The sequence below is a fragment of the Ensifer sp. genome (assembly GCF_035999185.1).
Lineage (GTDB): Bacteria > Pseudomonadota > Alphaproteobacteria > Rhizobiales > Rhizobiaceae > Ensifer.
In genome coordinates this window covers 62,794-76,446 of the sequence record NZ_DASYHB010000019.1, presented here as the reverse complement: position 1 = coordinate 76,446, position 13,653 = coordinate 62,794, and the positions used below count along the sequence as shown (strand labels likewise).

10 protein-coding genes are annotated in these 13,653 nt (G+C 64.4%); 6 read left to right on the top strand and 4 right to left on the bottom strand.

Going from position 1 to position 13,653, the window contains the following annotated elements:
* Positions 1–59 precede the first annotated feature (59 nt).
* Positions 60–2,018 carry an elongation factor G gene (locus VGO04_RS01850; protein WP_327494258.1) on the top strand — a complete coding sequence of 653 codons (1,959 nt, stop codon included), beginning with the start codon at positions 60–62 and terminating at the stop codon, positions 2,016–2,018.
* A gap of 120 nt (positions 2,019–2,138) precedes the next feature.
* Here VGO04_RS01850 and VGO04_RS01845 read toward each other — a convergent pair whose 3' ends face one another.
* On the bottom strand, positions 2,139–2,957 hold the full coding sequence (locus VGO04_RS01845) for a hypothetical protein (protein ID WP_327494254.1): 819 nt from the start codon (positions 2,955–2,957) through the stop codon (positions 2,139–2,141).
* A 196-nt stretch (positions 2,958–3,153) separates the two neighbouring features.
* Entirely contained in the window at positions 3,154–4,056 is a 903-nt protein-coding gene (locus VGO04_RS01840; RefSeq protein WP_327494253.1) for a LysR family transcriptional regulator, read from the bottom strand.
* A 243-nt stretch (positions 4,057–4,299) separates the two neighbouring features.
* Between VGO04_RS01840 and VGO04_RS01835 the strand changes: the two genes are divergently transcribed.
* The 4 genes from VGO04_RS01835 to VGO04_RS01820 all read left to right on the top strand — a co-directional run bounded on the left by VGO04_RS01835 (position 4,300) and on the right by VGO04_RS01820 (position 9,073).
* Positions 4,300–5,091, top strand: a complete 792-nt coding sequence (locus tag VGO04_RS01835; protein ID WP_327494252.1) for a transporter substrate-binding domain-containing protein — start codon at positions 4,300–4,302, stop codon at positions 5,089–5,091.
* Positions 5,092–5,621: 530 nt separating this feature from the next.
* Entirely contained in the window at positions 5,622–7,115 is a 1,494-nt protein-coding gene (locus VGO04_RS01830; protein WP_327494251.1) for a M81 family metallopeptidase, read from the top strand.
* A 116-nt stretch (positions 7,116–7,231) separates the two neighbouring features.
* Positions 7,232–8,104, top strand: a complete 873-nt coding sequence (locus VGO04_RS01825) for an AraC family transcriptional regulator (RefSeq protein WP_327494250.1) — start codon at positions 7,232–7,234, stop codon at positions 8,102–8,104.
* A 90-nt stretch (positions 8,105–8,194) separates the two neighbouring features.
* The gene (locus VGO04_RS01820; RefSeq protein WP_327494249.1) at positions 8,195–9,073 is read left to right on the top strand and encodes an NAD(P)H-binding protein; all 879 of its coding nucleotides are present in this window, start codon (positions 8,195–8,197) and stop codon (positions 9,071–9,073) included.
* 320 nt (positions 9,074–9,393) lie between these two features.
* On the opposite strand, the gene VGO04_RS01815 is transcribed toward VGO04_RS01820, so the two are convergent.
* On the bottom strand, positions 9,394–10,680 hold the full coding sequence (locus tag VGO04_RS01815) for an MFS transporter (protein WP_327494248.1): 1,287 nt from the start codon (positions 10,678–10,680) through the stop codon (positions 9,394–9,396).
* Positions 10,681–10,987: 307 nt separating this feature from the next.
* On the bottom strand, positions 10,988–12,511 hold the full coding sequence (locus VGO04_RS01810; protein ID WP_327494247.1) for a DUF1254 domain-containing protein: 1,524 nt from the start codon (positions 12,509–12,511) through the stop codon (positions 10,988–10,990).
* A gap of 200 nt (positions 12,512–12,711) precedes the next feature.
* Here VGO04_RS01810 and VGO04_RS01805 point away from each other — a divergent pair, with 200 nt between their 5' ends.
* Complete coding sequence (locus VGO04_RS01805) at positions 12,712–13,644, top strand: LysR family transcriptional regulator (RefSeq protein WP_327494246.1); 933 nt, start codon at positions 12,712–12,714, stop codon at positions 13,642–13,644.
* Positions 13,645–13,653: the final 9 nt, after the last annotated feature.

The window sequence follows — 13,653 nt, the reverse complement described above, 5'->3', positions numbered from 1 at the left end:
GGAGTGAGGGCGTCGCAACGCTCGGCGCCCGTCGTCATCGCGACAGGGGAGGATTGCCGATGCGCTGCTTCACGGTACTTGGGCCCTCGCAGACCGGAAAAACCACGCTTGTGGACAAGCTGGCCGGTCTGGAGGGGGCCGGAAGGAAAGCTGCTTCGCCCTATGGACTGAACCTCACGGAATTCGAGTTTGGCGGCGAGCCCTGGTGTGCGCTCGATGCACCCGGGGGCACCGAGGCGCTGGGCCACGCGCAGCATGCGATCCTTGCCAGCGACGCCTGCGTGCTGTGCGTCTCTCCGGCGCCGGAAGAGGCGGTGCTCGCCGCCCCCTATCTGAAGGCGATCGAGGCGTCCGGAACGCCCTGCATCCTCTTCATCAACCGCATGGACGAGCCGCGCGGGCGGCTTCGCGACGTGATCGCCGCCCTTCAGGACTATTCGAGCCATATGCTGCTCTTGCGCCAGGTGCCGATCCGCGAGGGCGACAAGATCGTCGGCACCTGCGACCTGATCTCCGAGCGTGCCTGGCGCTACCGCGAAGGGCAGACCTCGGCGCTGATCGAGATTCCCGAAACGGAGATGGAGCGGGAGAAGGAGGCACGCGCCGAACTGCTCGAACATTTCTCCGAGTTCGACGACTGGCTGCTGGAGGAGCTGATCGAGGACCGGCTACCGGCGAGCGACACGATCTACGCGATCTCCACGCGGCTCTTGAAGGAAAACCGGATCATCCCGGTGCTGGTCGGTTCGGCAAGCCACGCCAACGGCATTCTGCGGCTGATGAAGGCGCTGCGCCATGAGGCGCCTGCCGTCGATGCGCTGCGAAAAAGACTGGCGGCGGCCGGCCCGATTGCGGAGGCCGCGCTATCGGCCGTCAGCTTCCACGCCTATCACAAGGCCAATGTCGGCAAGACGGTGCTGGTCAGGGCGCTGACCTCGGGCCTCAAGCAGGGAGCCGCGCTTGGTGGCGGCGGCTTGGGCTCGCTGCAGGACCCGGCTACCGGCAAGCCGCTCGCCAACGCCACGCCCGAGGCGGGCGCGATCATCGCGGCGGTCAAGTCCGACCATCTGCCGGTGCCGGCGCTGCTTGCCGCCAACACGACGGCCGCGGCACCCGACTGGACCGAACCGCCGACGCCAATGCTGGAGCGCATCCTGGTGCCCGACAGCGAGCGCGACGAAACCAAGCTTTCGGGCACGCTCGCCAAGCTCGCCGAGACCGACCGCGGGCTTTCCGTCATGCAGGAGGAGGGGACGGGCGCCCAGCTCGTCTGCGTGCAGGGACCAATGCATCTGCGCGATCTCTGCAAGACGCTCGCCGACGTCTTCCATGTCGGCGTCAGCGACAGGCAACCGAGCCCGACCTATCGCGAGACGGTGCTGAAACCGTCCGACGTGCACTATCGCCACCGCAAACAGACCGGCGGCGCCGGGCAGTTTGCCGACGTGAAACTCAGCGTGCACCCGAACGAGCGGGGCACCGGCTTCTCCTTTGCCGAGACGGTGAAGGGTGGGGCGGTGCCGCGCAACTTCATTCCCGCGATCGAGGCCGGCGCGCGCGAGGCGATGGAAAAGGGTCCGCTCGGCTTTCAGGTGATCGACGTCGGCGTGACCTTGACCGACGGCCAGCACCATACAGTCGACAGCAACGACTTCGCCTTCCGCGCGGCCGCCAAGATGGGCGTGCGCCAGGCACTGTCGCAGGCGTCCGCCGTCCTGATGCAGCCTGTCATCCGCATCGAGATCCACATCCCGTCGATCTATTCCGGCAGCCTGGTGCCGATCGTCTCCACCTACAAGGGGCAAGTGCTCGGCTTCGACCGCGACGAGACCGCCAAGGGCTGGGACATCTTTCGCGCCCTGGTGCCGGGATCAGCGCTCGACGATCTCGCCCGGGCGCTGAGGGCGGCGACGCAAGGGATCGGCTATTTCTCGAAAAGCTTCGACCATTTCGAGGAGCTTTACGGCAAGGAGGCTGATGCCGTGATCCACGCGCATGGGGTGCCGCAGACGGGGTAGTCAAGACCGGCACGCCAAACTGACGGTGACGATGTCAGCAGCGCCAGTGACGGCGCACGCGCTTGCCAGCGGATGCGCCGGCGCCTGGTGTCGCTTGGGAAGAGGAGAGTGTGAGCGGCGCTATTTGGTCGTGACGGCCATTGCGGCCAGGAGGATGAAAAGAGCCACCATCGAGGCGACGAGAAAAAGCGTCAGCCTCCGCATCAGTTCACGGAGGCCATCAGGCTCGTAGGGTCGCTCGTCGGCAGCAGTATTGCCCGCAGGCTTTTCCGTCAGGTCGTACCAGCCGAGCCGTTCGAAGTGGTGAGACACCGACTGAAGCTCGGATGGATATGCTCGGTAATTCAGCCATCTCGCGCCCTTGATGTCGTAGTGGGTCTCGCCGAGGCCGCGAATTTTTGCCAACAATTTTGCTGCCTCCTTGCGCGACGAGTACGAAGTGCCTTCCTCAGCGTCGCGGCTCCTCCCCCAAAGTCCTAGCAGCAGCGATCCGTAAAGCGCGTTGCAGCCTTCCATCGTCAGAGCGAGGCGCTTGATTTCCGCGCTTTGACAGAGATCGTGGTTCAGTTGGGCGTTGCGTTCAGCCAGCTCGAATGATGGCAGCGATTGATCGTCCTCGAAAACCAGATCGTCCGGTGTGACAACCAAGGTACCCCAACGCCAGCGGATCGGAATTGCTGTCGCCGCGCTGGACCAGGCGCGTTCGTGGTCGTTGAGCGGACGCCGCCAGTCTTGGCGGTCGAGATGCGCGGCATGAGCCCGGCCGCGCGATCCGTCCGGAAGGCGGACATTGTCGGCGGCATAAGGCCTTCCAAAGCGATGGTGGAGAACGGCTGCTCCGTGTCGCTGGCCGTAATCGCTCCAGCGATATTTTGGCTGGCCCGGGGCCTCCGACAACACGTAGCCTTCGGGATACTCGTCGTTCTCAAATGGCCACATGATCAGATTCAAAAATCAGAATGAAGGCTGTCTTCATGATACCTCCCTCGGTTGCATTCAGCTTTACCGATGAAGGCTCAATCAATTGCGCACTTGGCCAGGAGAATTTTACCCAATTCCGATTTGTTGATCGTCGGTTGGCCTACCCGCTGGACCGGCAAATCGAGGATGTACGGCTCCCGATTCCGAGAGGGGATCAGCCACCAAGCCCGGCGCTACGCCGCTCGCGCTCCTCGATCTCCGCGATCAGCCAGTTCAGAAAGCTTTTCGTTACCGGCTTGGTACGCAACAGGTCTTCCTGGCAGACGAACTGGTAGGTTTCGGCCGGTTCGTAGAAGTGGTCGTGGACGAGTTGGATCTGGCCGGATTTCAGATCGTGTTCCGCCATGGTGCGGTCGATCAGGGCCACGCCCTGGCCCTCCTTCACCGCTTCGAGGATGATGTGCTGGTCGTCGAAGATCAGGTCCTGGCGGCTGCGCGGCAGTGCCAGGCCGGAGGAAGCGATCCAGCTTTGCCATTCCGACAAGCCGCGGTAGTGCAGCCGGTTGCCCGACAGCAGCGCCAGCCTGTTGTCGGCTTTCTCGAAAAGGTCACGGCCGCAGACGGGCACCAGGCATTCGCGCAGGAGCCTGCGCGAGAAGCGCCCGGCCGGCGGCTGCAGGCAGTAGTCGATGATCACGTCGGCGGGGCTGGTGCCGGCGGTCATGGTTTCGAGGTGAGAGAGGTGGAGTTGCACGCCGGGGTTGGCGGCGAGAAACTCCGAGATGCGCGGGGCGATCACCTTCATCGAGAAGAACGGCCCGACCCGCACGCGCAAAATCTTGCCGCTCGTGCGCGGCCGGATGTGCTGGACGACACCTTCCAGATCGTCGAAGGCGCGCTGGCAGGAGGCGTAGAGAAGCCCGCCTTCCGGCGTCAGCTCGACGCCGTGCTGCTTGCGCACGAAAACTCTGAGACCCAGATGCTCTTCAAGATTACGGATCTGGTGGCTGATCGCACCCTGGCCAATGCAGAGTTCGTCGGCCGCCGAAGTCAGGCTGCCGTTGCGGGCGGCCGCTTCGAAGGCGCGCAGGGATTTGAGGCTCGGCAGGTCACGCATCGGCTGCTCCTCTATCGGGATCGCGCGCAGCGTACATGAATTTTTTCGATGGCTGGAATGATTTCTTTCACATTGCGGAGGGCGGTTTCGTCCCGCATTGTCGATCCATAATAAAGCGAAAACGAAAAAGAGATCGGCTGCAACTCCAGACATTTTGGGCGAAAGACGCATCGAGCCGGGCTCGATGGCGGCCTTTGCGACCATAGTTTGGGGAGCGCCGCAACGAGGGACAGAGGGAACGAGATGAAAAAGAAGTTCATGACTGTGCCGGCCTTGGTGCTGGCATCGCTCCTGGCCGGTGGCGCCTGCGCCGAGACGCTGGCGATCGGCACGGAGGGCGACTATGCGCCGTTCAACTATGTGACCGCGGCCGGCGAGATCAAGGGTTTCGACTACGATATCGGCCAGGCCGTCTGCGCCGAGATCAAGGCGGACTGCGTCTGGAGCACCAACGAGTGGTCCGGCATCATTCCGGCGCTGCAGGCGAAGAAATTCGACGTGATGATCGCCTCGATGGCGATCAACCCGGACCGCAAGAAGGAAGTGGACTTCACCACCCCCTATTATTTTAACGCCATGCGCTTCATCGCCCGCAAGGACCTGGGCCTGAAGGAGATTACGCCCGAGGCGCTGAAGGGCAAGGTGATCGGCACGCAGTCGGGATCGGTCGCGGTGGAAGCGCTGCAGGAGTTCTTCCCCGACAGCGAGGTGAAGCTCTACCCGACGCTCAGCGAAGTGTTGCTCGACATGGAGAACGGCCGGCTGGACCTGATCCTCGAAGGGCAGATGGCCTTTACCGAATGGCTCGCCAAGGACGAGAGCGGCTGCTGCGCCTTCGTCGGCGACAGCTTCGTGCTCGACAAGGCCGAGGGCAACGCCATGGCGGTGCGCAAGGGCAACGAGGCGCTGCTGGCCAGGCTGAATACCGGTCTGAAGACGATCATGGAAAACGGCACCTACGACAGGATCCGCAAGCAGTATTTCGACTTCGACATCATGGCCAAGCCGAAGACCACGAGCGAATATTTCCGCTAAGGGGAGGGCGCGCGGCGCTGATCGGGCCTGCCATATCTTGTGCAGCGGAGCCCCTCATCCGGCCGGCCGGCCACCTTCTCCCCGCAGGCGGGGAGAAGGGACGGTGCGGTACCCGTTTGCCTGTCATCACCACCTTCATTGCCTGTGGCGACGCGCGAAGCGGGTGACAACTCAGCGGTTCGTCCGCGTTCCCTCTCCCGGCCTGCGGGGAGAGGGCTAGTCCTCGGGTTTAACCCGAGGAGAGGGGCGCCCCCAAGCGAACCGGTAAGGGGCAAGCCTCCAACCGGTGAGAGGCAAAACTTCAACCCGGTGAGGAGCAGGCCTCCATCAAATCCGATGAGGGCCAAGCCCCCTCATCGGTTAGAGGAACCTCCAACCCGTGAGGACAGCCCTTCCTCCAAAAATTCGCGTGCCGCTCTCCGTGCCGTTTCATCGACGCGAGCGTGGCAAGCGGACAGGCGCGGCGCCGGAGTTTTCGCGTTTCTCCGGCGCCCGTCTCCTTAATCCATCCCAATATGAAAGTGCATGTGATGAGCCCCAGGGTCGCCGTTCTCGAATTCAACCAGGAAACCAACACGTTTTCGAAGCTTACGACCGGTTTCAGGGATTTCGAGGCCTGCCACTATTTCCTTGGGGCCGAGATCGAGACCCATTGCCGGGGCACCAATTCGGAGATCGGCGGTTTCATCGATTGCTGCGACAGATACGGCTGGCAGCCGGTCTATACGGTCGCGGCACGGGCCGAGCCCGGCGGGCGGATCGAAGAGGCGATGCGGCTGCGCTTTGTCGCCGACCTGACAAGCGCGCTTGCGGGGCAAACGCTCGACGGCGTCTTCATCGTCTTTCATGGCGCCATGTGCACGGAAACGGCTGACGATGCGCAGGTCCAGCTTCTGGAAGCGGTGCGCGGCATCGTCGGGACGAAGGTTCCCATTGCCGCGACCTTCGACCTCCACGCCAATTCGGCGCCCGAGATGGCCGGGCTGCTTGATATCGCCGTCTCCTTCCGCACCTATCCGCACGTGGACATGGCCGAATGCGCCCATAAGGCCGGGGCGCTTCTGGAGCGCGCCATGCGCGGCGAGATCCGTCCGGCGATCGCCATCCGCCAGCCGCCGATGGTGAACGGCTGCAATGACGGGCGCACAACGCATGCCTGCGCCATGACGGAACTGCTCGAGATTGCCGACGCGATCGCTTCGCGCGACGGGATGCTCGCCACGTCCATCAATGCCGGCTTCTACGATGCCGATATCTTCAACACCGGACCATCGGCCGTTATCTGCTACGACCGCAACCGGGTGGCGGCGGATGACGCTGAGGCCGAGGCCGAGCGGCTCTGCCGCGAGATCTGGGACCGGCGCGCGCATCAGGACGTGCAACTGCCGCTCGACGCGCTGCCCGGAATCGTAAAGGCGCATCTGGACGCGGAGCGGAATGGTCCGCTGGTGATTGCCGATTTCTCCGACAATCCCGGCTGCGGCGCCTATAGCGATTCCACATGCGTGCTTCGCGGTCTTCTCGACATCGGCGTCTCAAACGTCGCCTTCGGCGCGCTCTGCGACCCCGCAGTCGCAGCCGAATTGATCGCCGCCGGCGTCGGTGCGAACCGCGAGGTGACGCTCGGCTGCAAGATCGACCCCGCCGTCGGCGGCGGGCCGATTTCGGTCAGGGGTACGGTCGAGGCGATCTCGGACGGCCGGATCGTCTTCGAAGGGCCGATGTTCCAGGGGCTTTCAGCCACCATGGGCCCGAGCGTGCGGTTCCATGTGGATGGCATCGACATCCTGATCTGCAGCGAGCGCCAGCAGATGCTCGACCGCAACCTCTTGCGCGCAGTCGGCATCGAGCCCTCCGACTACGCAATCGTCGTCGTCAAATCGCAACAACACTTCCGCGCCGCCTTCGGCCCGATCGCGTCCGCCATCGTCGAGATCGACGGCACGGGCTTGAGCAGCGCCAATATCGGCGCCCGGAATTTTCAGCGCGTGCGGCGGCCGGTCTATCCGCTGGACCTGGGCTGATCTGACCGTTACGCGCCGGTGGGATCCTGGCGTCGGCCCAGGATTGGCGCGCCACGGTTGTTAATCTTGCGATCGAGACGTAGCATCGGCGTTTCCAGCCTCGGGTCTGAGCCGCCATGACACTTTCTTCGCCCCTACAACACGTCCCCACGATCCTGCTCACCAGCGCCGGACGGGCGTGGAGCGGCCTGTCTGCCGATTTCATCCATATTCCGCGTGGGCGGGTGCATGTGCCGGGAGGCGAGATGCATCGGCTGGGCATGCATTTCGGGCCGCCGGTGAAGGCGGATTGCCAGTGTGGTGGGCGGCGGTCGCGGCGGGTGCAGAAGGCTGGCGATATCGACATCGTGCCGGCGGGCGTCGACGGGGCCTGGGAGGATGATGCCGATTGCCGGATCCTGAGGGTGAGCCTTGCGCCGTCCCTCATCGCGCGTGTCGCCGGAGAGATGGGGCGGGACCTCGCTCAAGGGGGATTGCGGCCGCAGATGCAGGTGCGGGATACCAGGCTGGAAGCGATCGGCTGGGCGATCAAGGCGGACCTGGAGGCGGAGATCCCGTCCGATCCGCTCTATATCGACCTGCTCGCTAACGCGCTTGCGGTGCGGCTGATCGAGACGGCAGCGGGCGGCGCGCAGGTGGAAGGCCGGACAGCGCCAAAGCTTTCGGCCCGGCAACTGCGGACGCTGACGGAGTATATCGAGACCCGTCTCGACCAGAAACTGCATCTGGCCGAGCTGGCGGCGGTCGCGGGCTTGAGCGCCACGCGGCTGAAGATGCTCTTCAAGAACAGCACTGGGCTGCCGGTGCATCAATATGTCTTGCGCCGCCGGGTCGAGCATGTGCGGGCGCTGATGACCACCACGAGGATGGCGGCGAGCGAGATCGCGGTCGCGGCGGGCTTTGCCCATCAAAGCCACATGGCGGCGACCATGCGCCGGCTCCTTGGCCTGACGCCCGGCGACATCGCGCGGTCGGCGGAGCGAAATTAGACCGAACCTGCAAAAACCTGGCTGAATCTGCGCGACGGTCGCGTGCCGCGGCCCTAGTCCTTGCTCCCGTTTTCAGCAGGGAAAGAGACGATGTTTGCAATTGTCGGGGCGGCCGGAAAGGTCGGGTTTTCAACAGCACGGGCACTTGCCGAGGCGGGCCTGCCGGTCCGGGCGGTGCTGCGCGATCCTGAAAAGGCGGGACGGTTGCGTGCGATCGGCTGCGAGGTCGCGATCGCCGATCTCAGGGACCCGGCAGCCCTTGGCGCTGCGATTGCGGGGGCCGAGGCGGTGCAGGTAATCCTGCCGCCGCCGCTTCTGGCCGAGGATGCGCCTCACGCCATGCGGATGGCCGCCGACAGTATGGTCGAAGCGCTTGGAAAGGTGAGCCCGAACCGGGTTCTGGCGATTTCGGACTATGGGGCGCACGTCGCCGACGATATCGGCATGCCGACCATGTACCGCATGTTCGAGGAGCGGCTTCGCACCCTCGGCATGCAGAAGATAGTGCTGCGCTCGGCCGAGCATATGGAGGGCTGGGCGCGCTATATCCCCGTGGCGAGCGCGACTGGCGTGCTGCCGAGCCTGCACGGTGACGTCGAGAAACCGTTTGCCACGGTTTCGACTGCCGATGTCGGCCTGATGGCGGCCGATCTTTTGCGCGGTAGAGGTGCTGATGGCTCCGAGCTGATCGTTCATGCCGAGGGACCGCGCCGCGTCAGCGCCGCCGATGTGGCCGATGCACTGAGCCTGCTTGTCGGCCGGCCGATCACCGCGCGGGCGGTGCCGCGCGCGGAGTGGCAGCAAAAGCTGGAGCGGTCGCTGAGCCCGAGCGTCGCGAGGTTGCTGGTCGACACATATGATGCGCACGGCCGGGGCGGGTTGATCGACGTCGAGCCTGGCAAAGGTGAGGTACGCTACGGCGGTACGGAGCTCACAGAGGCCCTTCGGCCATATGTGTCGGCGAGCTAGGGGATGGAGGGCCGAGGGGCGGGTTTCTCCTTGCCGCGTATCTGCCTTCGCGCCTCAGCGAGAGTGCCGCCGCGGACAGCATAGTCTCGACCTCTTCTTCCAGTTCGAGACAGATCTGCTGGTACTTTTCGGCGATATCGGGCCGGTCGCCGGCGCGGGCGCGCCGCGCATGTTGGCCGCGAGTTCGTAGCCAGGGCACCCCGGCATGCTGTCGACCGCTTTGATTGGATCACCTGCGAGGCGGCTTGTGAGACCTGTCGGCTGAGAAGAAGGCGGCGCCGGCGGCTCTGGATCAGGCCGCCGGCGCCGTGTCGGTTCCTTCAGTGCTTCTTCGTCACCAGGGTGAGGCCGAAGAGGATGAGGCCGAGGAGGGTCAGAGCGAAGCCCGCCCAGACGGCCGAGGTGAGTCCATGGCCGGCGGCGATCGCAGCACCTCCGGCCTCGGCGCCGACGGCGTTGGCGACGTTGAGGGCGGCAAGGTTCATGGCGCCCATCAGGCTCGGGGCTTCGGGAGCGAAACGGGTGAGGCGGACCTGGATCGTCGGGATGGCGGCCATGGTTGCAGCACCCACACCGAAGAGTGCGGGGAAGAGGACCCACGGGTTTGCCGCGCCGAGTGCGAGCACGGCGAGCGTGACGAGTGCTGCAGCAAAGCCGAGCGCGATGCCGCGGGCGGGGTAGAGGTCAGCGAGCTTGCCGCCGACGAGGTTGCCGGCCGTCATGCCCATGCCGAACAGCGCCAGCGCCACCGGGATCATGCCGGGCGAAAGGATTGCCACATCCGTAACGATCGGTGCGACGAAGGTGTAGACCGCAAAGATGCTGGCGATGCCTGTCGCTGCGACCAGCATGACACCCCAGACGGCAGGCTTGCGGAGCGACGAGAGCTCCTGAACGACCGGGACGCCATCAAGCGCCCTGGTGCGCGGCACCCAGGCCCAGATTGCGAGGAAGGCAAGGACGGCGAAGGCTGCGATCGCCAGGTAGGTTTCGCGCCATCCAAGCGTCTGGCCGAGGAAGGTGGCAAGCGGCGAGCCGATGATGGTGGCGACCGTCAGCCCGGTCATGACGATGGCAAATGCCTTGCCGGCCTGGCCGGGGCCGACGACATAGGATGCGACCACGGCGCCGGCGCCGAAATAGGCGCCCTGCGGCATGCCGCTGATGAAGCGCGCGACCATCAGCATGCCCATGTTGGCGGCGATTGCCGAGAGCACGTTGCCAAGCACGAAGAGCGCCATCAGCGCCAGAAGCAGCGTGCGCCGGTTCATTCGCGCTGCCGCCAGTGTCACCAGCGGCGCGCCGATGACGACGCCGAAGGCGTAGGCCGTAATCGCGCTGGTCGCTTCCGGCACGCCGATGTTCATGGCTTCAGAGAAGAGCTGGATGATGCCCATGCTGGCAAATTCCGACGTGCCGATGGCAAAGCTGCCGAGCGCCAGAGCCAAGAGCGTCAGGCGATTGTTCTGCCGGGTTGCGGCCTTAACGACCGGCGGCGCTGCGCGCTTGCGGGTCGCGATCGGCGCGCCGCCGATGCGCTGGCGCAGGCTGGCGAATTCGAACGTGGCGGTCGGCGGGGCGAGGGTGGCTTCGGTCGTGTGAGACATCTCGGTGATCCCTTTCTCTTGGTGCGTGACCGTCGCTGGTTGGACGGTTTGCTTGAGACAAGAGATCTCACGACGCGCGGTGAAGCAGTAGACGGTGAGGGTTCCCAGGATCTGATAAGCAAATTCACAGATGGGACATCGGGGCGGTGGGGAAACGCGGCGATACTTGTTTTCCGCGCCGATCTGGCGGCGGATCTATGAATTCAAATCAGCTGGCGCGCCCCGGGAAAGGGCACGCGAGATGATGGCAGGCGGATCAGGCGTGCAGCCTCGCGCAGGCGGTGCGGCGGTCCCTGAAAACGCTACGTCAGGAGACAAGCTCGAAATCGGGCAGCTTGAACGACTTGTTGTTGAACTCGTCGGTCGGGCCATAGAAGCGCACGGCCGGCAGCGGCCTTTTGCCTGATGTCGGGATCCAGTTTGCCTCTAGGCCATCGGGCGCTTTCGGGCCGACATAGATGCTGACGCCGCCATCGGCGTTTTTCTTCATCTTCTCGAGGTCGTAGGACGACAGGGTCGTCCGGTTGAGATCGCTGTAGATGAAGGACATGGTGGCGCGGTCGTAGACCGTCAGCGCCCAGAACTGCTTGACCGGCATCTTGGCGGGAATGTCGAGCCTGTAGAGCTTGCCCGCTTCGAGCAGTTTCCCTTGGCTGTCGGCCATTGCCATCATGTATTGGGTGGCCGGCGTGTCGCTGAGCACCTTCGGCATGTAGGTGCACCAGAAATACTCGGCAGCGCGCGGAATGAGATCGATGTAATCGTCGTAGACGAAGGAGAAGGTCTTGTTGTCGTCGGCCTGAAGCAGCGAAACGTAATGGCGGTCCGGCCAATAGCGCATCGTGTCCGGCGTATTGTCGAACCATTCCTGCAGGTAGAACCAGACGTCGATTGCCGCCTGGTTCATGGCGCGCTTGGCGGTTTCATCCGGTGCGAAGGGCTTGCCCCTCTCGATGCCGAGCGACTTCAGCATGCCCATCATCACCTTGTCCTGTTCCTTGACAGGCTCGACGCTGACGATCGCGTGCAGGTCCTCAAAGGCCCGCTCATCGTAAAACGGCAGGGTTGGATAGCGCTGGTCGATCGGATCGACGAACTTTTGGCTCGGCGGATTGCCGGCTTCGCTCAGATAGTACATGCGCAGGCGCTTGGCGTAGGCATAGGCATCCGCCGTCGATTTTCCGGGCGCCGGCACCGAGCGGAAGGCGAGCGCGATGCGAAAGCTTGGGGACGCCACCTGGATGTAGCCGTCGGGGATGGGATCGGCGTAACCGGGGGGCGTGAACAGCAGCTTGGCGCCCTTGCCCTGATCAAGGCCGGACGGTCCGGCGTCGGCGATCGTCAGCTGCCAGGCGTCGACAACCTGTCCGTAAAGGCTGCCGTCAGCGCCTGCCACCGGCATTTCGAGCACGACCGGACCCTTCTGCAGGTCGGTGAAGGCGGAAATATAGGGGGTCGTGCTGTTGGCCGTGATCGCCTCCAGCTTTGGCGTCGCCACCGCCGAATAGGTGATGATGTCGTTGTCCTTCATGCCGAGATCGGAGATGGCGGCGCGGCGAAACGAGTAGATCGCGAGCGCCTGCATGCTCCACAGCATAGCCTCGAAGGCACGCTGGTACTTGATCTGGTAGTCGAAGTCCTTGATCGAAGGCGTGGATCCTTTTGCCGGTTGCCCGCCCAGGGGTTCCTGTCCGTCCTGAGCAAAAGCCGGCGCCGTTGCTGCCAAGGCCGGCAGCGTGGCGGCGAGCGTGGCGAGCGACACGGTCGCGACGCCTTGCTTCAGGACGTCGCGGCGATTGACGAGCCATCCCGTGAGGTCGTTGCTGCGCATGGGAGCATCTTCTTTCGACATCGGAACCTCGCTTGGATTGGGTCAACCGGTATCGTTGAGCGAACACGAGAATGCGCATCTTGGGAAGTACGTAACTGTTAAACTGCGATCGAAGGCGAAACGCCAAGAACCGGCATGCGCGGGGACAGTTTCCGCGATAGCCTGACGACGGATCTCATGAGTTGAGTTGAGGGGGCGTCATGGACAACCGGGCAGGCGAGATGATGGTTTTCGTCCAGGTGGTGGAGGCCGGCAGCTTTTCCGAGGCCGCGCGGCAGCTGATGATGACGCCGTCAACCGTGTCAAAACTGATCGCGCGGCTGGAGAGCCGGCTCGGCATCAGGCTCGTCGAGCGTTCGACGCGGCGGTTGCTTCTGACGAGGGAGGGCGAGTTCTACTATGAACGAAGCCGCAGGATGCTGGCCGATCTCGACGAGACCGAGCAGCAGATCGCGCACGGAGGGGCCGAGCCCGAAGGGCTGATACGGGTGAACTCGTCCGTCAGCTTCGGGGCGACGGCGCTGGAGCCGATCCTGCCTGCCTTCTGGGAGGCCTATCCGAAGATCGTCATCGACCTCTCGCTGTCGGATGAAGTCGTCGATCTCTACCTCGAGCGGACGGATGTGGCGATCCGGGTGGGGCGGCTGCCGGACTCCAACCTGGTGGCGCGCAAGATCGGCGAGACCAAGAGGCGGATCGTGGCGTCGCCCGCCTATCTCGCAAAGTGGGGCATGCCGCAAACGCCGGAGGATCTGCTTCATCACAATTGCATCGGCTTCAATTTCCGCCGGGCCAATCCGGTCTGGCCGATGCGCGAGGGCGGGCGGATCGTCGAGCGGATGCTGAGCGGCTCGCTGCTCACCAACAACGGCGAAACCATCCGCCGCATGGCGGTCGCCGGCGTCGGCATAGGGCGGATCGCCGACTATCACGTACGCGGCCCGATCGCCCGCGGCGAGCTGGTCGAGGTGCTGGCCGAAAGCGCCATCGCCGAGGCCGACGAGATCCACGCGCTCTATCGTGGTGCGCAGCTTCTGCCCGCCCGCGTGCGCGCCTTCCTCGATTTTACCGTACCGCGCCTGCAGCGCTTCCTGGCGGCGGAGCCGGCAGGCGTTTCCCCGCCCGTGGGATGACGGGCGGGG

Excerpts from the sequence above, each read along its gene's own strand:
- VGO04_RS01850 (WP_327494258.1), top strand. The coding sequence starts at position 60 with ATGCGCTGCTTCACGGTACTTGGGCCCTCGCAGACCGGAAAAACCACG.
- VGO04_RS01845 (WP_327494254.1), bottom strand. The coding sequence starts at position 2,957 with ATGTGGCCATTTGAGAACGACGAGTATCCCGAAGGCTACGTGTTGTCG.
- VGO04_RS01840 (WP_327494253.1), bottom strand. The coding sequence starts at position 4,056 with ATGCGTGACCTGCCGAGCCTCAAATCCCTGCGCGCCTTCGAAGCGGCC.
- VGO04_RS01835 (WP_327494252.1), top strand. The coding sequence starts at position 4,300 with ATGAAAAAGAAGTTCATGACTGTGCCGGCCTTGGTGCTGGCATCGCTC.
- VGO04_RS01830 (WP_327494251.1), top strand. The coding sequence starts at position 5,622 with ATGAGCCCCAGGGTCGCCGTTCTCGAATTCAACCAGGAAACCAACACG.
- VGO04_RS01825 (WP_327494250.1), top strand. The coding sequence starts at position 7,232 with ATGACACTTTCTTCGCCCCTACAACACGTCCCCACGATCCTGCTCACC.
- VGO04_RS01820 (WP_327494249.1), top strand. The coding sequence starts at position 8,195 with ATGTTTGCAATTGTCGGGGCGGCCGGAAAGGTCGGGTTTTCAACAGCA.
- VGO04_RS01815 (WP_327494248.1), bottom strand. The coding sequence starts at position 10,680 with ATGTCTCACACGACCGAAGCCACCCTCGCCCCGCCGACCGCCACGTTC.
- VGO04_RS01810 (WP_327494247.1), bottom strand. The coding sequence starts at position 12,511 with ATGCGCAGCAACGACCTCACGGGATGGCTCGTCAATCGCCGCGACGTC.
- VGO04_RS01805 (WP_327494246.1), top strand. The coding sequence starts at position 12,712 with ATGGACAACCGGGCAGGCGAGATGATGGTTTTCGTCCAGGTGGTGGAG.